The sequence below is a fragment of the Affinirhizobium helianthi genome (genome assembly GCF_042680945.1).
GTDB classification, from domain to species: Bacteria; Pseudomonadota; Alphaproteobacteria; order Rhizobiales; family Rhizobiaceae; genus Neorhizobium; species Neorhizobium helianthi.
This window is the reverse complement of the sequence record NZ_JBHUEQ010000023.1, coordinates 155,354-176,767: the sequence shown is the minus strand read 5'-3', so window position 1 is coordinate 176,767 and position 21,414 is coordinate 155,354. Positions and strand designations below refer to the sequence as shown.

Annotated in this window: 22 protein-coding genes; 9 read left to right on the top strand and 13 right to left on the bottom strand. The window is 59.2% G+C overall.

The annotated features are described in order from the left end of the window. Positions 1–124 precede the first annotated feature (124 nt). A complete protein-coding gene (locus tag ACFSE1_RS13015; protein ID WP_377401914.1) occupies positions 125–2,218 on the bottom strand; it encodes a M3 family metallopeptidase in 2,094 nt (697 codons plus the stop codon). 172 nt (positions 2,219–2,390) lie between these two features. Here ACFSE1_RS13015 and ACFSE1_RS13010 point away from each other — a divergent pair, with 172 nt between their 5' ends. The 3 genes from ACFSE1_RS13010 (at position 2,391) to ACFSE1_RS13000 (ending at position 4,615) form a co-directional block, all read left to right on the top strand. Next, on the top strand, positions 2,391–2,813 hold the full coding sequence (locus ACFSE1_RS13010) for a hypothetical protein (RefSeq protein ID WP_377401912.1): 423 nt from the start codon (positions 2,391–2,393) through the stop codon (positions 2,811–2,813). A 114-nt stretch (positions 2,814–2,927) separates the two neighbouring features. After that, the gene (locus ACFSE1_RS13005; RefSeq protein ID WP_377401910.1) at positions 2,928–3,410 is read left to right on the top strand and encodes a MarR family winged helix-turn-helix transcriptional regulator; all 483 of its coding nucleotides are present in this window, start codon (positions 2,928–2,930) and stop codon (positions 3,408–3,410) included. Between the two features lie 29 nt (positions 3,411–3,439). Beyond that, the gene (locus ACFSE1_RS13000; protein WP_377402216.1) at positions 3,440–4,615 is read left to right on the top strand and encodes a multidrug effflux MFS transporter; all 1,176 of its coding nucleotides are present in this window, start codon (positions 3,440–3,442) and stop codon (positions 4,613–4,615) included. A 55-nt stretch (positions 4,616–4,670) separates the two neighbouring features. Here the strand turns inward: ACFSE1_RS13000 and ACFSE1_RS12995 are convergent, their stop codons facing one another. After that, positions 4,671–5,894, bottom strand: coding sequence for an argininosuccinate synthase (locus ACFSE1_RS12995; RefSeq protein WP_377401907.1), 1,224 nt, complete (start codon positions 5,892–5,894; stop codon positions 4,671–4,673). A gap of 195 nt (positions 5,895–6,089) precedes the next feature. Here ACFSE1_RS12995 and ACFSE1_RS12990 point away from each other — a divergent pair, with 195 nt between their 5' ends. Together ACFSE1_RS12990 and ACFSE1_RS12985 are read left to right on the top strand one after the other, a co-directional pair. Continuing rightward, on the top strand, positions 6,090–6,950 hold the full coding sequence (locus tag ACFSE1_RS12990) for an SDR family NAD(P)-dependent oxidoreductase (RefSeq protein WP_377401904.1): 861 nt from the start codon (positions 6,090–6,092) through the stop codon (positions 6,948–6,950). A 60-nt stretch (positions 6,951–7,010) separates the two neighbouring features. Beyond that, entirely contained in the window at positions 7,011–7,652 is a 642-nt protein-coding gene (locus ACFSE1_RS12985) for a LysE family translocator (RefSeq protein WP_377401901.1), read from the top strand. A gap of 22 nt (positions 7,653–7,674) precedes the next feature. Here the strand turns inward: ACFSE1_RS12985 and ACFSE1_RS12980 are convergent, their stop codons facing one another. The 9 genes from ACFSE1_RS12980 to ACFSE1_RS12940 all read right to left on the bottom strand — a co-directional run bounded on the left by ACFSE1_RS12980 (position 7,675) and on the right by ACFSE1_RS12940 (position 14,914). Next, on the bottom strand, positions 7,675–8,469 hold the full coding sequence (locus tag ACFSE1_RS12980) for an ABC transporter ATP-binding protein (protein ID WP_377401898.1): 795 nt from the start codon (positions 8,467–8,469) through the stop codon (positions 7,675–7,677). Continuing rightward, on the bottom strand, positions 8,466–9,347 hold the full coding sequence (locus tag ACFSE1_RS12975) for an ABC transporter permease (RefSeq protein ID WP_377401895.1): 882 nt from the start codon (positions 9,345–9,347) through the stop codon (positions 8,466–8,468). Before ACFSE1_RS12975 ends, ACFSE1_RS12980 begins: the two co-directional genes overlap by 4 nt. 85 nt (positions 9,348–9,432) lie before the next feature. Beyond that, on the bottom strand, positions 9,433–10,386 hold the full coding sequence (locus ACFSE1_RS12970) for an ABC transporter substrate-binding protein (RefSeq protein WP_377401892.1): 954 nt from the start codon (positions 10,384–10,386) through the stop codon (positions 9,433–9,435). Positions 10,387–10,502: 116 nt separating this feature from the next. After that, positions 10,503–11,747 carry a dual-specificity RNA methyltransferase RlmN gene (rlmN, locus tag ACFSE1_RS12965; RefSeq protein ID WP_377401889.1) on the bottom strand — a complete coding sequence of 415 codons (1,245 nt, stop codon included), beginning with the start codon at positions 11,745–11,747 and terminating at the stop codon, positions 10,503–10,505. Positions 11,748–12,026: 279 nt separating this feature from the next. After that, positions 12,027–12,536, bottom strand: a complete 510-nt coding sequence (locus ACFSE1_RS12960) for an invasion associated locus B family protein (protein ID WP_377401886.1) — start codon at positions 12,534–12,536, stop codon at positions 12,027–12,029. Between the two features lie 297 nt (positions 12,537–12,833). Further along, positions 12,834–13,229, bottom strand: a complete 396-nt coding sequence (locus ACFSE1_RS12955; RefSeq protein WP_377401883.1) for a YkvA family protein — start codon at positions 13,227–13,229, stop codon at positions 12,834–12,836. A gap of 54 nt (positions 13,230–13,283) precedes the next feature. After that, positions 13,284–13,586, bottom strand: coding sequence for a 4a-hydroxytetrahydrobiopterin dehydratase (locus ACFSE1_RS12950; protein ID WP_377401880.1), 303 nt, complete (start codon positions 13,584–13,586; stop codon positions 13,284–13,286). 9 nt (positions 13,587–13,595) lie between these two features. Further along, positions 13,596–14,183, bottom strand: coding sequence for an RNA 2',3'-cyclic phosphodiesterase (gene thpR, locus ACFSE1_RS12945; protein WP_377401877.1), 588 nt, complete (start codon positions 14,181–14,183; stop codon positions 13,596–13,598). Positions 14,184–14,269: 86 nt separating this feature from the next. Then, a complete protein-coding gene (locus ACFSE1_RS12940; RefSeq protein ID WP_377401874.1) occupies positions 14,270–14,914 on the bottom strand; it encodes an arylesterase in 645 nt (214 codons plus the stop codon). 84 nt (positions 14,915–14,998) lie between these two features. On the opposite strand from ACFSE1_RS12940, the gene ACFSE1_RS12935 reads away from it, so the two are divergent. The 4 genes from ACFSE1_RS12935 to ACFSE1_RS12920 all read left to right on the top strand — a co-directional run bounded on the left by ACFSE1_RS12935 (position 14,999) and on the right by ACFSE1_RS12920 (position 19,837). Beyond that, on the top strand, positions 14,999–15,709 hold the full coding sequence (locus tag ACFSE1_RS12935; RefSeq protein ID WP_377401871.1) for an ABC transporter ATP-binding protein: 711 nt from the start codon (positions 14,999–15,001) through the stop codon (positions 15,707–15,709). Then, positions 15,706–18,252, top strand: coding sequence for an ABC transporter permease (locus tag ACFSE1_RS12930; RefSeq protein WP_377401868.1), 2,547 nt, complete (start codon positions 15,706–15,708; stop codon positions 18,250–18,252). Before ACFSE1_RS12935 ends, ACFSE1_RS12930 begins: the two co-directional genes overlap by 4 nt. A 169-nt stretch (positions 18,253–18,421) precedes the next feature. Continuing rightward, positions 18,422–19,168, top strand: coding sequence for a Bax inhibitor-1/YccA family protein (locus ACFSE1_RS12925; protein WP_377401865.1), 747 nt, complete (start codon positions 18,422–18,424; stop codon positions 19,166–19,168). 111 nt (positions 19,169–19,279) lie between these two features. Beyond that, positions 19,280–19,837, top strand: a complete 558-nt coding sequence (locus ACFSE1_RS12920) for a GNAT family N-acetyltransferase (protein WP_377401862.1) — start codon at positions 19,280–19,282, stop codon at positions 19,835–19,837. Positions 19,838–19,845: 8 nt separating this feature from the next. Here ACFSE1_RS12920 and ACFSE1_RS12915 read toward each other — a convergent pair whose 3' ends face one another. Together ACFSE1_RS12915 and ACFSE1_RS12910 are read right to left on the bottom strand one after the other, a co-directional pair. Further along, positions 19,846–20,214, bottom strand: a complete 369-nt coding sequence (locus ACFSE1_RS12915) for a DUF2794 domain-containing protein (RefSeq protein WP_377401859.1) — start codon at positions 20,212–20,214, stop codon at positions 19,846–19,848. 383 nt (positions 20,215–20,597) lie between these two features. After that, positions 20,598–21,374, bottom strand: a complete 777-nt coding sequence (locus ACFSE1_RS12910) for a DUF1223 domain-containing protein (RefSeq protein WP_377401856.1) — start codon at positions 21,372–21,374, stop codon at positions 20,598–20,600. Between the last annotated feature and the right edge of the window lie 40 nt (positions 21,375–21,414).

Here is a 21,414-nt window from a genome sequence, read left to right as displayed (position 1 = left end):
AACGGTGAAAGAAAAGACGTTCACCGAAACCCATCATGAGCAAATGTCAGCCCCTTGACAGGCATATGAAAGTTTCATCACATTCCAAGGGCGAACGCTGATCGCGTCCGCCCTGTCGCACGCCTCAGGCGTCGCTGCCGGCCAGTTCCTGCACCATGGCCAGTCCTTTTTTCTTCAGCATCGCATCCGGGTCCGGCAGCTTGCCACGAAAAGCCCGGTAAGCCTCTTCCGGATCGATCGATCCGCCGACCGAATAGATATTGTTCTTCAGCTTGCGCGCCATTACCGGGTCAAACGCATTGCCCGCCTCTTCGAAGGCGGCAAAGGCATCCGCGTCCAGCACTTCCGACCACATGTAGGAATAGTAGCCCGCCGAATAGCCATCGCCGGAAAACACATGCTGAAAATGCGGCGTTGCATGGCGCATGACGATGGCCGATGGCATGCCGATTTTGTTGAGCACGTCCGCCTGCACCGCCATTGGATCGTCCACGCCATCCTGCGTATGGAAGGCCATGTCCACCAGGGCAGACGAGGTAAACTCCACCGTATTGAACCCGGCATTGAAGGTGCGGGCCGCCAGAACCTTGTCGAGCAGCGCCTTCGGCATAGGTTCACCCGTTTCATAATGAACGGCGTAGCGGGTCAGGATTTCCGGCACGGTCAGCCAGTGCTCGTAAAGCTGCGAAGGCAGTTCCACGAAATCGCGGGACACCCCAGTTCCCGAAACGGAAGGATAGGTCACATTGGATAACATGCCATGCAATCCATGGCCGAACTCGTGGAACAGCGTGCGCGCATCGTCCAGCGAGAGAAGAGCAGGCTTGCCTTCGGCAGGCTTTGCGAAATTGCAGACATTGTAGATGATCGGAAGCTCACCTTCCGCGCCATTCTTCAGCTTCAATCTGTGCTGGCTCTGGAAGGAACTCATCCATGCGCCCGAGCGCTTGGAGGAGCGGGCGAAGTAATCACCGAGGAACATGGCCTTCAGCGCGCCGTCTGCATCCCTCACTTCGAACACGCGCACATCCGGGTGGTAGGCCGCAATGCCCTTCACCTCGGTGATGGTGACATCGAAGAGCCGCTTGGCAACATCGAAGCAGGCTTCGATAATTTTTTCCAATTGCAGATAGGGCTTCAACTCGGATTCGGAGAAGTTGAACATCCGCTCGCGCTGCTTCTCGGCATAATAGCGCCAGTCCCAGGGCTGAACTTCACCATTTACTCCATCTTCCGCCATCAGACCGGCAATGGAAGCTTCCTCTTCCTTGGCCTTGGCCCGCGCCTTCTTCCACACTTTCAGCAGAAGATCGTTCACATTGGCCGGCGTCTTGGCCATGGTGTCATCCAGCTTGTAGGCGGCGAAATTGGAATAGCCCAGCAGCTTGGCCTTTTCCGAGCGCAGGCTGAGAATCTCCCGAACGATGGCGATGTTATCGCGCTCACCACCATTTGCCCCGCGCTTTACCCAGGCCTCGAATGCCTTTTCCCGCAGGTCGCGCCGGCTCGAAAAGGTCAGGAAGGGTTCGATGATGGAGCGGGACAGGGTGACCGCATAGGTGCCGTCGGCAGCGTCACGTTCCTTGGCCGCAGCGGCCATAGCGTCTTTCAGGAAGCCCGGCAGACCGGCAAGGTCTGCCTCGTCGGTCAGGAGAAGCGACCAGTCCTTCTCATCGCCCAGCACATTCTGGCCGAACCTGGCACCGAGACCGGCCAGTTTCTCATTGATGGAGGCAAGACGTTCCTGCTGATCCTTGGAAAGTTTGGCACCGGCACGCACAAAGCCTTTCCAGTGGCGCTCCAGAACCCGAAGCTGCTCGGTCGTCAGGCCCATGCTGTCGCGTGCTTCCCAAAGGCTGTCAACGCGCCGGAAAAGGGCCTCGTTCATGCCGATCTTTGAATAGTGGCGCGACATTTTCGGCGCAATGTCACGCTCCAGCGCCTGAATGGTTTCGTTGGTGTTGGCACCCGCCCGATTCCAGAACAGGGAGGAGACGCGCGAAAGCTCGTCGCCGGCAATTTCCAGTGCCACAATTGTATTGTCGAAGCTTGCGGCCTCGCCATTGTTGGCGATGGCATCGATCTCGGCCTCATGCAGGCGCAGCGCCGTCTCGAAAGCCGCTGCAAAATCCTCATCGCGCACGCTTTCGAAGCGTGGAAGCCCATGCAGGCCGTTCCATTCCACCAGGGCCGGGTTGATATCTGTAGCCAGAGTCATGGGCAAAATTCCTCAAGTTTCACATACATCGATCATACTCGCCAAAAAGGCGATTATGGGAAAGCGCCACGCACCCAATAGAAGAATTATTAACTCATTATTGACAATTGACGAAATTACAGGGTGGGCTAAACGTGCGGCACGCTATCCCAACCAAGTGGATATGGCCACCGTGGAAATTACTTCCTTGCACTGGTCGAGCGGTCTGCTCCATCGCGAACAGACACGCGACACCAGAACTGAGAGACCGCAGTTCACCCTGCCTTCGGAAACCCGCCCGGCTTTCGAAGTGCCGACGGATGCGTCGTCGCCACTCGATTTCACAGCCATCTCCCCCAGGCTTCTGCGTGAACTTGCCCTGCAGCGCTACATTGCCGGAGACATCGACCAGAACACCTATATTGCGATGGCGCAGGAATTGCCGATGGAGGTCTCCGACATGGCAGGCAATGTCATCGATCTTTCCAGGGTAACGGACGATACGGAATTCAATTTCGCCGCCTATTATGCCGATCAGCGTCAGCTGGCCATGGTCATGGGCGATGAGGATAAAACGCAGACGCTGACCTCCGTTCTGAAATTCCTCCGGGGCTAATACACGCGCTCCCGGCACGGAATAACTCTCGCAGCGAAGTGATCCAGATCAATCTGGCCACTGGTCCCCGTGCCGTGATAATAAGGGTTTCTTATTATTCGGAAGAAAACGATCTTGGCAGCAGATAAAACCCTTGGACTTGGCTTCCTGCTCACCGATGCGGCCCGCTGGCTTAGAGCCGCTTTCGAGCGCCGCATATCGGAAGCAGGGCTTGGCATTACCGCAGGTGAAGCGCGCACGCTCCTGAATGTTTACGCGCTCAAGGATTGCCGCCAGCTGGACATAGCCCAGCGCATGGGCGTCGAACCGATGACCGTGTGCGCCTTCCTCGATAAGCTGCAAGCTCTGGATCTCATCGATCGGCAGCCGGATCCGGCAGACCGCCGCGCGAAACGGGTGACACTCACCCCCGCCGCCATTCCTCTCATCACCAAGATCGAGGAGGAACTGGATCGTATGCTGTCTTTCGCCACACGCGATCTGACGGAGGAGCAGGTTGCGGGGCTGCAATCCGGCTTGCGCAGCATGATTGGCAATCTGCAGGAAGATGTGGCCCCCTTGGCCGAATCCCGCGCATCAGAGGCCAAGATCGCTTGAGTTCAGAGGTTTCGCAGGCGCCTGCCCGCATGTCGGAGAGGCAGGTCACCTATCTTGGTGCCTTGCTGACAACGCTTGGCCCCATTTCCATGGCCATCTACACCCCGGCCATGCCGGAGTTGGTGCGCGCCTTTTCCACCACGGAAGCAGCCATCAAGCTCAGTCTCTCCATGTTCTTCGGCGGCTTTGCCGTCGCCCAGCTCGTGGCAGGCCCCCTTTCCGACGCGCTGGGCCGCAAGAAGGCAACCCTGATCTTCATCGGAATCTATCTGCTGGGCTCGCTTGTTGCCGCGCTGGCGCCCACGGTGGAGGCCATTCTGGCAGGACGGCTGATCCAGGGCATCGGCGCTTCCGTTGGTGTGGTCGTTGGCCGCGCCATCGTTCGCGATCTCTATACAGGTGCCAATGCGGCGCGCATCCTGAACACGATCGGCATATTCCTCGCCATCGGTCCCGCCATGGGGCCGACGCTCGGCGGTCTGACCCTTGCCACCTTCGGCTGGCACGCACTGTTTGTGCTGATGATCGGCTTCGGGCTGCTCGCTGCCAGTTGCACCATTCTGTTCCTGCGTGAAACCGTCATCCCCGATCCTGCCAAGCTGAAGGCCGGGCAATTGATCCGCAATTACTGGGAAGTCGCGCGCAGCAGCCGGTTTCTGGCAACCTCGATCATCCTCAGCGGCACCGTGGGCGCCCTCTATGCCCAGTCCACCATGCTTCCCTTCGTGCTGATCAACCAGGTGCATCTCACGCCCACCCAGTTTGGCATCGGCATGTTGATGCAATCGGGGTTTTATCTTCTCGGTTCACTCAGCCTGAAGCTGGTGGCAAAGCGGCTCGGCAATGCCCGTTGCGCCCTGATCGGCATCGTATTCTGCGGCGTGGGTGCGGTCATCATGGCGCTGAGCGTCGCCTATGTTCCACCCTTCTTTCTATCGATCATGGCACCCGTGGCCATCTGCACCTTTGGCCTCGCCTTCCTGACACCCTATGTCGTCACGGTCGGACTTGCGCCATTTCCGCATATCGCAGGCTCGGCCTCTGCCCTGACAGGCTTCATGCAAATGACGGCGGGCTTTTTCGCTGGCTTCGCCGCAGCCTCCATTGGCAACCCGCTCACGGCCTTCGGCATCATCATCCCGATCATGCAGCTCTCTGCCTGCCTTGCTTTCGTCTGGCTGTCGCGCCAGTTGCGGCAGTCATAAAAAAACCCGCCCTTCCCATCAGGAAGAGCGGGCTATCTTTGCGAAAGACGGATGCTTACTTGCCGAGATTGCGCTTGGCGAGCGTGCGCAGGCGCAGTGCATTCAGCTTGATGAAACCGGCCGCATCCTTCTGGTCGTAGGCACCCTGGTCGTCTTCGAAGGTGACCAGCTTGTCGGAATACAGCGACTTTTCCGACTCGCGGCCAATGACCATGACATTGCCCTTGTAGAGCTTCAGGGTCACTTCGCCTTCCACATGCTCCTGGCTCCTGTCGATCAGCGCCTGCAGCATTTCGCGCTCAGGCGAGAACCAGAAGCCGTAATAGATCAGCTCGGCATAGCGCGGCATCAGCTCATCCTTCAGGTGGGCTGCGCCGCGATCCAGCGTGATGCTTTCGATGGCGCGGTGTGCCGCAAGCAGAATGGTGCCGCCGGGGGTTTCGTAAACGCCACGGCTCTTCATGCCGACGAAGCGGTTCTCCACGAGGTCGAGGCGGCCAATACCGTTGTCGCGACCGTAATCGTTCAGCTTGGCAAGCAGCGTGGCAGGCGACAGACGCTCGCCATTGATGGAAACGGCATCACCCTTCTCGAAACCGATCTTGATGACGGTTGCCTTGTCGGGAGCAGCCTCCGGCGAAATTGTGCGCATGTGCACATATTCCGGAGCTTCCTGTGCGGGATCTTCCAGAACCTTGCCTTCGGAAGAAGAGTGCAGCAGGTTCGCGTCGACCGAGAACGGAGCCTCGCCCTTCTTGTCCTTCGCAACCGGGATCTGATGCTGTTCGGCAAAGTTCAAGAGATCGGTACGGCTCTTGAACGACCAGTCGCGCCAGGGAGCAATGATCTTGATATCCGGGTTCAGCGCATAGGCGGACAGTTCGAAACGAACCTGATCGTTACCCTTGCCGGTTGCGCCATGGGCAATCGCGTCAGCGCCGGTCTTCTTGGCAATCTCGATCAGATGCTTGGAGATCAGCGGGCGGGCAATGGACGTGCCCAGCAGGTAGACGCCTTCGTAAACGGCATTGGCGCGGAACATCGGGAATACGAAATCGCGAACGAATTCCTCACGAACATCCTCGATGAAGATTTCCTTGATGCCCAGCATCTCGGCCTTCTTGCGCGCGGGCTCCAGCTCTTCGCCCTGACCGAGATCAGCGGTGAAGGTCACCACTTCTGCGCCCAGTTCCGTCTGCAACCACTTGAGGATGATGGAGGTGTCGAGACCGCCGGAATAGGCGAGAACGACTTTCTTCACGTCTTTCGGGAGTGCCATATCGAATAGTTCCGTCTGGAGGGTGCGGAGCTGCCAGCAGATCCGCCTGAAATCTTGGATGGCGGCACTTTTAGCGGTTTTGCGCCGCCGTGCAAGGGCATGCGCGTCATATGTGTCACACAAGATAAGCAGTTGAAAGCCGGCATGATAATCCCATATGGCCGGAGCGGAGAGCGTTGAAAAAGGAGGACTTCCATGACCATGCAGCACCCTGCATTCGCCAAGGGCCATGTGGCTGTCGTCACAGGCGCTGCATCCGGCATCGGCCTTGCCGCCGCCAGGGAATTTGCCCGGCTTGGCCTATGTGTCGTTCTGGCCGATCTGGAAGGAGACCGTCTGGAAGCCGCCTGCCAGGAGGTTCGGGCGCTTGCCGCCGGTGGCGAGGCAGATGTCGTTGCCATCGCGACGGATGTTTCGCGACCGGATCAGGTGGAATCGCTTGAAAGAGCCGTCATCCAGCGCTTCGGTCGCGTGCATATCCTGATGAACAATGCTGGCATCCAGCCCGGCAGCAGCCTGTTTGGCCCGCAAGCCAACTGGGATAGCGTACTTGCCGTCAACCTGATGGGCGTGATTTACGGCACGCGGACATTTGGTCCGAACATGATGAGCCACAAGGATCCGGCACTCATCATCAACACCGGCTCGAAACAGGGCATCACCACACCGCCCGGCGATCCGGCCTATAATGTGTCCAAGGCGGGCGTGAAGGCCTTCACCGAAGCCCTGCAACACGAGCTGCGCAATACGCAAGGTTGCCGCGTGACCGCCCATCTTCTCATCCCGGGCTTCGTCTACACCGCACTCACAGCCAATGGCCGCACGGAGAAGCCTGCCGGTGCCTGGACGCCGGAACAGACGGTGGAATTCATGATGCGAAGCATCGAGCGCGGCGATTTCTACATTCTTTGCCCGGATAATGATGTGGACCGCGCAACCGACGAGCGCCGCATTGCCTGGGCCGCTGGCGATATCATCGAGAACCGCCCGCCGCTCTCGCGCTGGCATCCTGATCATGCTGACGCTGCACGCGACTTCATCGCCAAACGGGACTGATTGGCAAATACCATAGGGCAGGCTAAAGCTTCGGGATACATTCGTCCCGAGGCTTCACCCATGGACTTTCTGCCAAGCGCCGCCACTCTGGCAACCTTCACCGGCATGTGCCTGCTTCTGGCGATCACGCCGGGGCCGGATATGACACTTTCGATCAGCCGTGCGCTCTCCCAGGGCAGCAAGCGCGCGCTCTATGTGGTGCTGGGCACCACCATCGGAATCATGATCCATACGCTGCTGGTGGCCTTTGGCGTATCCGCGCTCATCACGGCCTCACCCACGGCCTTCTTCCTGCTGAAAACCGGCGGGGCCGCCTATCTTCTGTGGCTTGCCATTCAGGCCGTGCGCTACGGCTCCAACCTGAAGGTGGAAGCCGTTGAAACCGAGAAAACCTCCGTCTGGAGCAATATCTCGACAGGGCTTTGGGTCAATCTCTTGAACCCCAAGGTCATCATCTTCTTCATGACCTTCCTGCCGCAATTCGTCACCGCTGGCGATCCTGCCGTCACGCAGAAACTGATCTTCCTCGGCTTCTTCTTCATTTTCGTCGGAAGTCCGGTCAACGTGCTGGTCATTCTGGCAGCAGATCGGCTTGCAAAATGGCTGCAAGCCAATCCGAAAGTGCTGCGCGGCGTCGATTACACTTTCGCGGGTGTCTTCTCGGTCTTTGCCATCAAGATCTTCATGACCCAGGCAAAATAGGAGACAGGGGGCACAAGCCCCCTTAGCCGATCAGCAATTCGTCGTCGTCCAGTTTCTGGCCACGGATCTTGCGGAACATCTCGATCAGGTCTTCCACCTGAAGATCCTTGCGGCTGTCGCCGGTCACATCCAGCACGATTTCACCGCCATGCAGCATGATGGTGCGCGTGCCGTAATCCAGCGCCTGTCGCATGGAATGCGTCACCATCAGCGTCGTCAGTTTCCGCTCGGACACGACCTTGTCGGTCAGGTTCATCACGAATTCCGCCATGCCCGGATCGAGTGCGGCAGTATGCTCGTCCAGCAGCAGCACGTCCGAGCCGGAAAGTGTCGCCATCACCAGAGATACGGCCTGGCGCTGACCGCCGGAGAGAAGATCCATGCGGTCCTTCAGCCGGTTCTCCAGACCGAGGTTGAGCGAAGCAATCCGCTCCTGGAAAAATGCGCGGCGCTTGGCGCCAAGGGCGGGAAGCAGGCCACGGCGCTGTCCGCGTGCGGCAGCCAGTGCCAGATTTTCCTCAATCGTCAGCGCGCCGCAGCTTCCTGCCAGCGGGTCCTGAAACACGCGAGCCACCTGCCCTGCACGGGCAGCAGTCGGCTTGCGGGTCACATCGGTCGTGCCGATGGTCACCTTGCCCGCCGTCGGCAGCACATCGCCCGCCAGAACGCCAAGAAGCGTCGACTTGCCAGCACCGTTCGAGCCGATCACGGTCACGAAAGAGCCCGTCTCGATGGTCAGGTCGATCTTGGCCAGCGCCTTCTTTTCCAGCGGCGTACCGCGACCGAAGACAACCTGAATGTTTTCAAGCGAAATCATGCAGCACCTCCAGAGCGGCGCAGACGCGGCAGGATGAGTGCAATGGCCACCAGAACCGCCGTGACAAAGTTCAGGTCGGAGGCCTTGAGGCCCAGGATATCGCTGGACAGCGCCAGCTGGATGGCCAGACGATAGGCGATGGAGCCGAAAACGCAGCCGATCAGCGCAATCAGAATGCCGCGCGCACCCAGCAGCGTTTCACCGATGATGACAGCAGCAAGGCCCACAACAATGGTGCCGACACCGGAAGTCACATCGGCAAAGCCATTGGTCTGGGCAAACAAGGCACCACCCAGCGCCACCAGCGCGTTGGAGAGCGCCATACCGAGATAGATCTGGCGGCCGGTACTCACCCCTTGTGCCCGCGCCATCCGGGCATTCGCACCGGTTGCGCGCATGGCCAGCCCCGCATCGCTTTCCAGAAAGCGCCACACCAGGATCAGAGCCACAACAACCAGCAGGCCGACGAACAGCGGACGGACCAGATATTCAGGCAGCCCCTGACCATAGAAGGGCGAGATCATCGTATCCTGATTGAGCAGCGCCACATTGGGCTTGCCCATCACACGCAGGTTCACCGAAAACAGCGCGATCATGGTCAGAATGGATGCAAGCAGGTTGAGGATCTTGAAGCGGACATTCAGCGTCGCCGTAACCAGACCGGCCAGCGCTCCCGCCACCATGGCAACGCCACTGGCGGCCCAGGGGTTCATGCCGTTGATGATCAGAACCGCTGCGACGGCGGCACCGAGGGGGAAGGAACCGTCGACCGTCAGATCCGGAAAGTCGAGAATGCGGAAGGCGAGATAGACGCCAATCGCCACGAAGGCGAACACAAGTCCGAGCTCCACGGCGCCCCAGAAAGCAATTTGGCTCACGGTCGAAGTCCTTGAGATGGAAGCCGTCTCGAATGAGAGGCTGGAAGGGCCGCAGATCGTTCAACCCACGGCCCGCATGATGCGTTTATTCGATGATCTTGGTCGCGCGCTTCAGAGCAGCTTCCGGGAATGTCACGCCAGCGGCTGCAGCGGCCTTCTTGTTCAGCACGAGATCGGTACCGACTGCGACCTTGGCCGGAATATCGCCCGGCTTTTCACCCTTGAGGATGCGAACCACAACTTCGCCGGTCTGCTTGCCCACGTCGAAATAGTTGAAGCCGAGAGCCGCAACGGCACCACGGGCAACGGAATCCGTATCAGCAGCGTAGAGCGGGATCTTGGCTTCAGCCGCAACGCCCGCAGCCGCTTCGAAAGCGGAAACAATCGTGTTGTCGGTCGGCACGTAGATCACGTCGGCCTTGCCAACGAGCGAACGCGCAGCACCCTGCACTTCGGCGGATTTGGTCGCAACCGATTCGACAACCTTCAGGCCAGCCTTGTCAGCCGCAGCCTTGAGGGCCGCCAGCGTGGAAACGGAGTTTGCTTCCGCCGAGTTGTAGAGGTAGCCAACGGTCTTTGCGTTCGGGGTGATTTCCTTGATCAGCGCCAGATGGTCAGCAACCGGCAGCATGTCGGAAAGGCCCGTCACATTGCGGCCCGGCTTGTCCATGTCCTTCACCAGCTGCGCACCGACCGGATCGGAAACAGCCGTGAAGACCACCGGAATATCACGCGTGGCTGCAACGACGGCCTGTGCGGACGGCGTGGAAATCGGCACGATCACATTCGGCGCCTCGCCAACGAACTGGCGCGCAATCTGCGCCGCCGTGCCCGGGTTGCCCTGCGCGGATTCGTAAAGGAACTTGAGGTTTTCGCCTTCCTTGTAGCCGGCATCGGCCAGCGCCTTCTTCACACCGTCGCGTGCGGCATCGAGAGCCGGATGCGCAACGATTGCGGTGACGGCAACAGTAACATTTTCAGCCTTGGCAGGCATGGCCAAAACAGTGGCGGCAGCAAGTGCCAGGATAAGGCGGCGCATAGGGTTCCTCCGAGTGACTATTCTTGCGCCGTTCTTTTATGCATCCAGCGCCCATGTGGGAAGGGACTGAGCCCAGCTTTGCGCGAAAAATGCGCTACTTTAGCAGTCGACCTCACTCAATCGTCATCTTCGCCGTGGCCTGCAATCATCATGGCCTCGAAGGCCAGACGCTCGGTCTTGCGCATGCGCTCGGATTCAGACTTCAGCTGGCCGCAGGCGGCAAGAATGTCGCGCCCACGCGGCGTGCGGATCGGCGAGGCATAACCGGCCTGATTGATGAAATCGGCAAACTTCTCAATCGTCGCCCAATCGGAACACTGGTAGTTGGTGCCGGGCCATGGGTTGAACGGAATGAGGTTGATCTTGGCGGGAATGCCCTTCAAAAGCTGCGTCAGAAGCTTTGCATCTTCCAGGCTGTCGTTCACATCCTTCAGCATCACATATTCGAAGGTAATGCGCCGCGCATTGGAAAGGCTCGGATATTTGCGGCAGGCTTCCAGCAGCTCCTTCAGCGGATACTTCTTGTTGATCGGCACCAGCATGTCGCGCAATTCATCGCGCACGGCATGGAGCGAGATGGCCAGCATCACGCCGATTTCCTCACCCGTGCGGTAGATTTCCGGCACCACACCCGATGTCGACAGGGTAATGCGGCGCTTGGAAAGCGAAAGCCCATCACCGTCGGAGGCAATCAGAAGCGCATTCTTGACGCTCTCGAAATTGTAGAGCGGCTCCCCCATGCCCATCATCACGATATTGGTCACCTTGCGCTCACCCGTCGGCACGAAGGCACCGGGCGGGGAATCGAGACCGGGGAAATCGCCCAGTCGATCGCGCGCCAGAAGAAGCTGGGCCAGTATCTCTTCCGATGTCAGGTTGCGCACGAGGCGCTGGGTCCCGGTATGACAGAAGGAGCAGGTCAGCGAACAGCCCACCTGGCTGGAAATGCACAGCGTGCCGCGTCCTTCCTCGGGAATATAGACGGTTTCTACCTCGACCGGACGACCCGCACCCCGCGGCGGAAAACGCAGCAGCCATTTGCGCGTGCCATCGTTGGAAATCTGTTCTTCAACCACTTCCGGGCGGGCAATGGTGAAATGCTGCTTCAGCATTTCCCGCATGTCCTTGGCCACATTCGACATGGCATCGAAATCGGAAACACCGCGAATATAGAGCCAATGCCACAGCTGGCTCACGCGCATGCGCACCTGCTTTTCCGGCACGCCCTTTTCCTTCAGCGCGGCACCAAGCTCTTCACGCGTCAGGCCGATCAATGACGGCTTGCCCGAAAACAGGTCCGGTTGCGGTACGAGCGGCGCCTTCACCGGGGTTGCAATGGCAGTGGCATCAGATACCGACATCACTCAAGATCCTATTCAGCCGGGCAGTTGCGGCCGCCCTTTCCAGGCATTGCGGAGATCGGGAAAACCTGATGTCCGAAACAGCCAGACCCACGCCGGAAGACGAGGGACACATGTTGCGTTGCGTGTGAAATGCGAACGGCGCTTCCATCTCGCAAGAGTGCACCTCTTGGAAAAGAGCCGTTTTGCCGGGGCGTGTAGCACTCTTTTAGGCTTTCGTCACCCCCAACGCAAAAAGGCCGGCGAACCGGCCTCTGCGTCAACGGTCAACAATGCGGCTTACTTGCAGGTCTCGATCTGCTTCAGCGCCTGCGAAAGACCGGCCAGCGAATAGGAATAGCTGGTGCCGGTTCCACGGGCGGAGGTCGCCTTGACGGTCATGGTCGAACCGCCCTTCATGGCCGCAACCAGGGCCGGCTCTTCAGCCGCGTTTTCCACCCAGGCTGCCTTGTCCTTTACGAACATCACGAAGTTCTTCTTGTCGATGGTCACGTTCACCTTCGAGTCCGCCTTCATGGGATAGCCCATCATGGCCTGCGGCTCGTAGGAAATGTTCTGTCCCGGACGCTGCGAGATAATGAAGAAGATATCTCCGTGATCCACGCTTGCAGGCTCCTTGGTCGTCGGAACGGACAAGACATAGCAAACGGTGGAATTGCCGGATTTGTAGGAATATGCACCCCAGGCCTTGAATTGCTGAATGCGCGTGGGCGACGGTGCCTGAGCCGCGGCGATGGAAGTGCCAGCGAGCAAGAGGGTCGACGCGATGGCGATCTGTTTTAGAAACATTGTGTCCTGCCAGTTTTCTCAAGATGGGGCCGACCGCACGGCATGGCCGGGCCTCAGGGTCGCGATCAGTTAGACTTTGACTTAATTCTGGTTACCAAACCGTCAACAGCGAGATGAAGAAAACTGCCGTTATCCAGTTATGAAAGAGCACCAAAGGGATGAGACGGCACACGGCGCAGTCCTGTCCATACAGGTTGCTCCGCTGCCATCACGATCTGAGAAATGCGGTGATTTGCGGCAAGAATTAGGCCCGCATCGAACACTTGCACTGCGGGCTCGGGAAAGTGATGAGCGATCTCAGCTGGCCGGGGCCGATTTCAGATCCGGATCATCGGCCAGCGCACGGTCCGCCTGCTGGTAATGGTCGTCCTTGATATGGGTCTGAATCATGCGGAAGGCGGTGGCAAGCACTGCCACATCATCGGTAAAGCCCACCATCGCCAGGAAGTCCGGCAGAATATCCAGCGGCATGACGAAATAGGCAAGCGCTGCCAGAAGAACACCGCGAACCCGCGTCGGCGTGCCAGGGTCGGTTGCGCAATAGAAGGCGGCCACAACATCCCGGCTGAACGGCACATAGCGTGCAGCACGCTTCAGCGTCGGCCAGAATTTGGATTGAACCTGTTTGGCGCGGCGCTCCTGCGTCTCATCGTCGCCGGGAGCCAAAATCTCGCCAATCTTCACGTCGTCCATCTGTTCCTCCGAAATTCGGGAGCGCACCCGATATGGGGTGGCAAAAGCCGAGGTTCAATCAGGTCTGGATGAAGCGCGGTTCATGGCCGTCGCCAGTTCAATGTCGCGCCGGGTGATCCCGCCGGAATCATGCGTCGTCAGCGTCACATCCACGCGCGAATACACGTTGAACCATTCCGGGTGGTGATCGAGCTTCTCCGCCATCAGCGCACACTCTGTCATGAAGGCAAAGGCCTGCCGGAAATTTGCGAAGCGAAAGGATCGGGTTATCGCTGCCTCATCCTCGCGCAAGGCCCAGTCCGGCAGCTTTGCGAGCGCCTGCGTCAATTCCTCGGTGCTCAGTTTTGCATCCCGCACAGGCAAGCCTCAATAAAGCGTGGTTTCAGTGGCGAGATCGCTGCCGCCATAGAAAGCGCCGCTTTCCTGAAGCGGGAAAATCTCTTCGGTCAGGTAAGGGCCACCACCGACCGATTCCTTGGAGGACATCAGCACGAAGCGACCCACATGGAAGTCCATGGTGTGAAAATTGCCGCGTCCCGACAGATAATGAACCACATCGTCCAGGCGCGCATTCTTCAGCCGCGCCAAGGTGACATGAGGGGTGAACTTGCGCGGGTCCGGTGCCAGGCCGATCCGCATGCATATCCGGTCGATTTCCGCCTGAAGCGCCATCAATTCCGGTGATGGGGATACGCCTGCCCAGATCGAATGCGGCTTCTTGGAGCCGAATGAGCCAATCCCGGACAGGCTGAGCTGGAACTCCTCGCGGTCGATCCGGTCCAGCCGGTCAACTATCTCGTCGGCGGTACGACCGTCGACATCGCCAATGAAACGCAGAGTGATGTGATAATTCTCGACATCGATCCATCGTGCGCCCGGCAAACCGCCTCGCAAAAGGGAGAGGCTGAGAGCTGCATTACGCGGAATTTCGAGGGCGGTGAAAAGTCTCGGCATCGCGAACCTCCTCGAATCTTATTCGGTAACAATAGCGGAACATGCATTGGGGTTCCGCGCAAGCTGCTTTTTTTGCCCTGCAAAAATCACCTGTGGGTTGGCAGGCTTTTCAGAAAGGTTTCAACGGTAGGAAGAGACCGTTCCACCATGACCGCGACGCCTTTTGCATTGGGATGCATGCCGTCTTCCAGCTGCAGATTGGCCTGTGTGACGACCCCGTCCAGAAAGAAGGGATAGAGCGGCACGCCGTATTTCTGCGAGAGTTTCTGGTAGATGCCATTGAAGCGCTGCGCGTAGTCGCCGCCCATGTTTGGCGGGGCCATCATGCCCGCCAGCAAAACGGGAATGTTTCGCTCTTTCAGGCGCGCCAGCATGGCGTCCAGGTTCTTTTCGGTCTCCTCTGGCGAGACACCGCGCAGCGCGTCATTGGCGCCAAGCTCCAGGATCACCGCATCCGTGCCGTCCGGCACAGACCAGTCCAGTCTTGCAAGCCCGCCCGAGGTCGTGTCCCCGGACACACCGGCATTGGCAATCGACACATCGTGGCCCTTCGCCTTCAGCGCCGCCTCAAGCTGCGCCGTGTAGGATTCGGAAGATGCAAGCTGGTAGCCCGCCATCAGGCTGTCGCCAAATCCGACGATTTGCAGCGTTTTTGCCTGCGCCGGAGACAGAAGGGAAAGGATTGTCCCCGCAATGACAATCACGTGAAGCCAGACTGCTTTGAATTTCATCGCACTATTCCTAGATTGGGCTCTTCTGCCTCACGCGGCGATTCCCGTTTGAGGAGGTTCTCATTCGATATAGGATCGATTTTCGTGAGCAACACCATCATCGAATTGAAGAAGGCGGATCTGACGCTCGGAACTGTAGCGGCTTCCGTCCACGTGCTGAAGAGCATCGACCTCAAGATCGATGAAGGCGAGGCCGTGGGGATTGTCGGCCCCTCCGGCTCCGGAAAATCCACCTTGCTGATGGTCCTTGCAGGACTGGAGCGGCTGGATTCGGGCGAGATCCATATCGGTAAGACGCCGCTGCACACGCTGAACGAAGATCGGCTGGCGGATTTTCGCGGCAAGAATATCGGCATCGTCTTCCAGTCCTTCCATCTCATCGCCAATATGACGGCGCTGGAGAATGTTGCAGTTCCGCTGGAACTGGCGAATGTTCCAAATCCCTTCGATATTGCCCGCAAGGAGCTGACAGCGGTTGGCCTCGGCGAACGGCTGAACCATTATCCCGGCCAGCTTTCCGGAGGCGAACAGCAGCGCGTGGCGATTGCCCGCGCTCTTGCTCCCTCACCTGCCGTCCTCATAGCAGACGAGCCGACGGGCAATCTCGACACCGAAACCGGCAAGCAGATTGCCGACCTTCTGTTCTCGAAACAGGCGGAGCGCCGGATGACGCTGATCCTCGTCACCCACGATACCGCGCTGGCAGCGCGATGCTCCCGGCAGATCCGCGTTCGCTCGGGCCAGATCGAGGCGGATAGCAGGGCCGGAACCGCGACCCGGATGGCCATGGCATGAAGCCCGCGCGTCTTCCCTCGGTTTCCATTGCATGGCGTCTGGCGCTTCGAGAGCTTCGCGGCGGCCTCTCCGGCTTCTACATTTTTCTCGCCTGCATCGCGCTTGGTACTGGCGCGATTGCGGCGGTCAATTCCGTCTCGAAGGCAATTACCGATGCGATTGCAAGCCAGGGGCAAACCCTGCTGGCGGGAGACATCCGCTTCGAGCTGAACAATCGCGAAGCCTCCGGCGAGGAACGCGCCTTCCTCGATAGTCTGGGGCAGGTGGCCGTTTCCACGGGTCTTCGCTCCATGGCGCGGCTGACCGATGGCTCCGGTCAGGCACTGGTCGAAGCCAAGGCGGTCGACAGTCGCTATCCCCTGTATGGCAAGGTCGAATCGAACCCGCAGCAGCCCCTGCCGGATCTTCTGGCGCGGCAAGGCGATACATTCGGCGTGCTGGCAGCACCGCTGCTTCTGGAACGCCTCGGCGTCAAGGTGGGGGACGAGCTTCTGCTGGGCACGGCAAAGCTGAGGATTTCCGCCACTCTGGTCACCGAGCCGGACGCTCTTTCGGAAGGCTTCGGCTTCGCCCCGCGCCTTCTGATGTCACAGGACGCCTTGCGCGCATCGGGCCTGATTCAGACCGGCAGTCTTGTTGAACATGCCTACAAGATCAAACTGAACGATCCCTCCTCCAGAAATACGCTCGGAGCCATTGCCAACAAGCAGTTCCCTGCTGCTGGCTGGTCCATCCGCACGGCAGACCGCGCCGCCCCGTCTCTCACGGAAAATGTGGATCGCTTCTCGCAGTTTCTCACACTGGTGGGCCTCACGGCCTTGATCGTCGGTGGCGTTGGCGTGGCCAATGCGGTACGCGCATTTCTGGATTCGAAGCGCACGACCATCGCAACGTTCAAATGCCTTGGCGCACCCGCCTTTGTCGTCACATTGATCTACCTGTTCCAGATCCTGATGATTGGCGCGGTGGGCATTCTCATCGGCGTGCTTCTGGGCGCAATCGCGCCCTATGCGGCGCTCGGCTTCCTGCGTGATTTCCTGCCGATCGATGCCAGCGCGACACTCTATCCGGGCGCGCTGGGCCTTGCAGCGCTGTTTGGCCTTTTGACCACCTTTGCCTTTGCGGTCCTGCCGCTTGGCCATGCACGCGAAGTTCCCGCAACCGCGCTGTTTCGCGAACAGAGCTTTGATCAGAGCCGCTGGCCCTCTTGGCCTTATCTGCTGGCGGGCGGCATGGCGCTGGCGGCACTTGCGGGCCTTGCCATTTTTGCTGCGGAAGACCGCTTCATTGCCGTCGTCTTTCTCGCTGCCGTCGCCGGCGCATTCGTTCTGCTCCGGCTGGTCGCAAGCGGCATCGCCGCTCTTGCCCGCCGAAGCCCGCGCGTTTCCTCACCCGCTCTTCGCCTTGCCATTGGCAATATTCACCGGCCCGGTGCGTTGACGCCGTCCGTTGTTCTCTCGCTTGGTCTCGGCCTCGCACTGCTGGTGACGCTTGCGCTGATCGACGGCAATATGCGCCGCCAGTTGACGGGAGCCATGGCGCAAAACGCTCCGAACTTCTTCTTTGTCGATATCCAGAGCAATGAGAAGGACGGCGTGGTCGAGACGGTCAAACGCCTCGCCCCGGACGGAAAGATCGTTCAGGTGCCGATGCTGCGCGGTCGAATCCTCGCCTTCAACGGCCAGGATGTCGGCCAGATGAACATACCGCCTGCGGGCAGATGGGTCTTGAGAGGCGATCGCGGCATTACCTATGCACAGAACCTGCCGGAAGGCTCAGAACTGGCGGGAGGCAGTTGGTGGCCGAAGGATTATAGCGGCGAGCCGCTGGTCTCCTTCTCCGAGGAAGAGGGCCGCGAGCTTGGCCTGAAGCTCGGTGACACCGTCACCGTCAATGTCCTTGGCCGCAACATCACCGCCAAGATCGCCAATTTCCGCAAGGTCGAATGGCGCTCGCTCTCGATCAACTTCGTCATGGTCTTTTCGCCCAACACATTCCGCGGTGCGCCGCATGCCTGGCTGGCAACCCTGATGGACAGTTCCGCCTCCCCGGCCCAGGAGGGTGAGATTCTCCGCGCCGTCACGGCAGCCTATCCCACGGTCACCACGGTGCGCGTGAAGGATGCGCTGGATATTGCAAGCCAGCTTCTGGGCCAATTGGCGACCGCCATTCGCGCTGCCGCAGCCGTCGCGCTGATTGCCTCGGTCCTGGTGCTTGCCGGCGCGCTTGCTTCCGGCAATCGGGCAAGAACGCATGATGCGGTGATCCTGAAGACACTCGGCGGCACGCGTTCGATGCTGATGCGCGCCTTCTCCTACGAATACATGATCCTGGGGCTGGCCACGGCCATCTTTGCTCTTTTTGCGGGTGGCATATCCGCCTGGTTCGTGGTCAGCCGCATCATGAAAATGCCGGCGACCTTCCTGCCCGATGTCGCAATCGCAACACTGGTGGGGGCGCTGGTTCTCACCGTCAGCATTGGGCTTGCGGGCACCTGGCGGATCCTCGGGCAGAAAGCTGCACCCGTGCTTCGGGAACTTTAAGCTCAGGCTTGCCTCGCATTAAATTTTGGTCACCTGTCAGATTTGGGGCCTAAACACTTGAACGCTTGGACGTAACCTCGCATATTCAATGCAGGCTTGCTGAGCTTCGCAGCGGCGCCAGGGATTATCCCGACACCGTAATCCATCCGAAGCTTGAGAGGACAAACACATGTCTGACCGTTACAATTTCGACAACCGTGCCGTGCGCGGTGGCGTCCAGGAAGGCGCCATGATCGATCAAGGCCTTCGCACCTATATGCTGAAGGTCTACAATCTCATGGCTCTCGGTCTGGCGATCACGGGCGTTGCGGCCTTCGCAACCTGGCAGCTCGCGGTTCAGGATGGCCAGATCACCGCCTTTGGCGCCGCCGTCTACCAGAGCCCGCTTCGCTGGGTCGTCATGCTGGCTCCGCTTGCCATGGTGATGTTCCTGAGCTTCCGCATCAACCGCATGAGTGTTGCCGCGGCTCAAACCGCATTCTGGGCCTATGCCGCACTGATGGGTCTGTCTCTGTCTTCGATCTTCCTGGTCTATACGGGCCAGAGCATCGTGCAGACATTCTTCATCACGGCGGCGTCCTTTGGCGCGCTCTCGCTCTACGGCTACACGACGAAGCGTGATCTCTCCGCCATGGGCTCGTTCCTGATGATGGGTCTGTTCGGCCTCATCATCGCATCCGTGGTCAACATCTTCCTGGCGTCGTCTGCCCTTGCCTTTGCGGTATCGGTGATCGGCGTGCTGATCTTCGCGGGCCTGACCGCCTACGACACGCAGAAGATCAAGGAAATGTACTATGTGGGCGATGATTCGTCGGTCATGGGCCGCAAGGCCATCATGGGTGCGCTGACGCTGTATCTCGACTTCATCAACCTCTTCCTGTTCCTGATGCAGTTCCTGGGCAACCGGAACAACTAATCTGAACAGCAGGTTTTCGATGCGGAAGGGCGGTCTTTGGGCCGCCCTTTTTGCATTGCAGCAGGCTCATCTCTTTGATTACATAGGCTTCATCGAACCGGATGAAATGCCATGACATACCGCCTGCGCGACGCCATCGTCGCGGATCTTCCCGCCATCACCGCCATCTATAGGGAAAGCGTCCTGAACGGCACGGCAAGCTACGAGCTGACCCCGCCGGACGAGGCGGAGATGATGGGGCGCTTCACGGCCCTGCGCGAGAAGGATTATCCTTACATTGTCGTGGAAGGTGATGACGGGGCCCTGCTCGGCTATGCCTATGCCTCCGCCTTCCGCACCAGGCCTGCCTATCGTTGGCTGGTGGAGGATTCGATCTATCTCGCGCCGGAATCGCGAGGAAAGGGGCTTGGAAAGGCACTGTTACAGGCGTTGATAGACCGCTGCACAGCGCTTGGTTTCCGGCAGATGACGGCGGTCATCGGCGGCGCAAGTCCTGCCTCGGCACGCCTGCATCAAAGCCTTGGCTTTGAACATGTCGGATTGATGAAGGGAACCGGCTTCAAGCATGATCGTTGGCTGGATACCATCATCATGCAGCGGGAACTGGGCGAAGGCACTTCGTCCAAACCGGATATGGCGAGCTATCCCGGCAATCTGTTCAAAGGCTGAGGCGAGCCCTACTCCACCAGCTTCAGCGCCTTGTCGAATATTTTCAAAACCTGCGGCAATTCATGGCCGCGTTTCAGAACCATGCCATGCGTGTTCAACACGCTGTAGGCGCCCTGCTTGTTGGCAAGCTTGGGGTTCTTTTCGATGCGGAAGAGCGGCAGATCGCCGGATCGTTTGAAGATGGAAAACACCGCCCGATCCTTCAGCTGATCGATGGCATAATCCTTCCATTCGCCCTCGCCGACCATGCGGCCGTAGATCTTGAGGATGGCATCCAGTTCCCGCCGGTGGAACATCACTGGCGGCGGTTCGCTATTCTGTTGGCGAAACTGGTTCAACTCGACAACAACGGCACCCTCTGCCTTCTGATCGGTCATGTGCGCTCCTAGAGCATGTCGCGCAAAAGTGTGCAGCGGTTTTGCGGGTATGACATGCGTTAAAACAAAGCCCTAAAGCGTGACGAGCGAATCTGAAAGATCGCGACACGCGTTAGGCAGCATGTGACAGTTTCGTATCAGTGTGCCTCAGGCTTGGCAAAATGCAAGCGGCCCTTGCTTGAACACGGCCACGGTGCCGGGGTTCCGAGGCAGCAAGACCTGAAACTCGAATTTTAGGAAAACTCGCCCCATGCCCGATTTCGGACAAAACACTGCCGGATTTCTCCGACACTTTGCCGCCATCCAGTTGGCGCTCAGCGCCAGTCGGTCCGGCCCAAGGCGTTGACCTTACCCCCAGCCCCCAACGTCTCGGGTCGGACCTTTCAAGGAGTTCGCTTGCGCCCTGCCATCAGCACAGCGGCGCCAATAATGGCGGCAGGCTCGCCATTGGGGCCGGAAGATTGCAGCAGGATCGCGCAACCATCCTTCTTGGAGCTGCCCATGCTCTTGGCCGGCAGGGTAATGTTCAGCTCCTTGCCATCCCACATGCCCACCGTCTGCACGTCATAAACATTGTGCCAATATTCCATCTGGCGGCCGCTATTGTCGCCGCGCTCCACATTCACCGCTTCTTTTTTGGTGAAATAGGCAACCACCACCTCGGCGCGGCCCTCGCCCGGCGGAATGGTAATCTCCATTTCCTCGCCGTTCATGGCAGCCTTGATCGGCACCGAGAGCCCTTGCCCCTCCTTGTGCAGTTCATCCATCTTGCCATTGATGGTGGAGATATCGGTCCCCTTCACATGCACCCGACCGTTGATGATGGCCTGTGGCGTGTAAACCCCGCTGCGCCCCATGGAATGGGCATAGCCATACTGGCGCTCGGTGTTTTCCTTTGAACTCAGCGTGTCAGTCCAGCCGAGATAATTCCAGTAATCCACGTGGTAGGACAGCGCCACCACATCGCCCTGGTCCACCAGACGCTTCAGCGTCTCATCGGCAGGCGGACAGGATGCGCAACCTTGTGAGGTGAACAGTTCCACCACGCCGCGCGGTGAAGCGATGTCGCCAGCCAGTCCTGAACCGGCAGGCAAAAGGCACACGGCGAGCCAGCAAAGCGGCTTGAAGAGGCGCGAAAATGGGTACGACGACAGGGGCATCTTGGTCTTTATCGTATGAGGATCACTGAATTGCTCGCAG

Coding starts and splice junctions, on each gene's coding strand:
- ACFSE1_RS13015 (WP_377401914.1), bottom strand. CDS start 2,218: ATGACTCTGGCTACAGATATCAACCCGGCCCTGGTGGAATGGAACGGC.
- ACFSE1_RS13000 (WP_377402216.1), top strand. CDS start 3,440: ATGTCGGAGAGGCAGGTCACCTATCTTGGTGCCTTGCTGACAACGCTT.
- ACFSE1_RS12995 (WP_377401907.1), bottom strand. CDS start 5,894: ATGGCACTCCCGAAAGACGTGAAGAAAGTCGTTCTCGCCTATTCCGGC.
- ACFSE1_RS12990 (WP_377401904.1), top strand. CDS start 6,090: ATGACCATGCAGCACCCTGCATTCGCCAAGGGCCATGTGGCTGTCGTC.
- ACFSE1_RS12985 (WP_377401901.1), top strand. CDS start 7,011: ATGGACTTTCTGCCAAGCGCCGCCACTCTGGCAACCTTCACCGGCATG.
- ACFSE1_RS12980 (WP_377401898.1), bottom strand. CDS start 8,469: ATGATTTCGCTTGAAAACATTCAGGTTGTCTTCGGTCGCGGTACGCCG.
- ACFSE1_RS12970 (WP_377401892.1), bottom strand. CDS start 10,386: ATGCGCCGCCTTATCCTGGCACTTGCTGCCGCCACTGTTTTGGCCATG.
- rlmN (WP_377401889.1), bottom strand. CDS start 11,747: ATGTCGGTATCTGATGCCACTGCCATTGCAACCCCGGTGAAGGCGCCG.
- ACFSE1_RS12960 (WP_377401886.1), bottom strand. CDS start 12,536: ATGTTTCTAAAACAGATCGCCATCGCGTCGACCCTCTTGCTCGCTGGC.
- ACFSE1_RS12955 (WP_377401883.1), bottom strand. CDS start 13,229: ATGGACGACGTGAAGATTGGCGAGATTTTGGCTCCCGGCGACGATGAG.
- thpR (WP_377401877.1), bottom strand. CDS start 14,183: ATGCCGAGACTTTTCACCGCCCTCGAAATTCCGCGTAATGCAGCTCTC.
- ACFSE1_RS12940 (WP_377401874.1), bottom strand. CDS start 14,914: ATGAAATTCAAAGCAGTCTGGCTTCACGTGATTGTCATTGCGGGGACA.
- ACFSE1_RS12930 (WP_377401868.1), top strand. CDS start 15,706: ATGAAGCCCGCGCGTCTTCCCTCGGTTTCCATTGCATGGCGTCTGGCG.
- ACFSE1_RS12925 (WP_377401865.1), top strand. CDS start 18,422: ATGTCTGACCGTTACAATTTCGACAACCGTGCCGTGCGCGGTGGCGTC.
- ACFSE1_RS12920 (WP_377401862.1), top strand. CDS start 19,280: ATGACATACCGCCTGCGCGACGCCATCGTCGCGGATCTTCCCGCCATC.
- ACFSE1_RS12915 (WP_377401859.1), bottom strand. CDS start 20,214: ATGACCGATCAGAAGGCAGAGGGTGCCGTTGTTGTCGAGTTGAACCAG.
- ACFSE1_RS12910 (WP_377401856.1), bottom strand. CDS start 21,374: ATGCCCCTGTCGTCGTACCCATTTTCGCGCCTCTTCAAGCCGCTTTGC.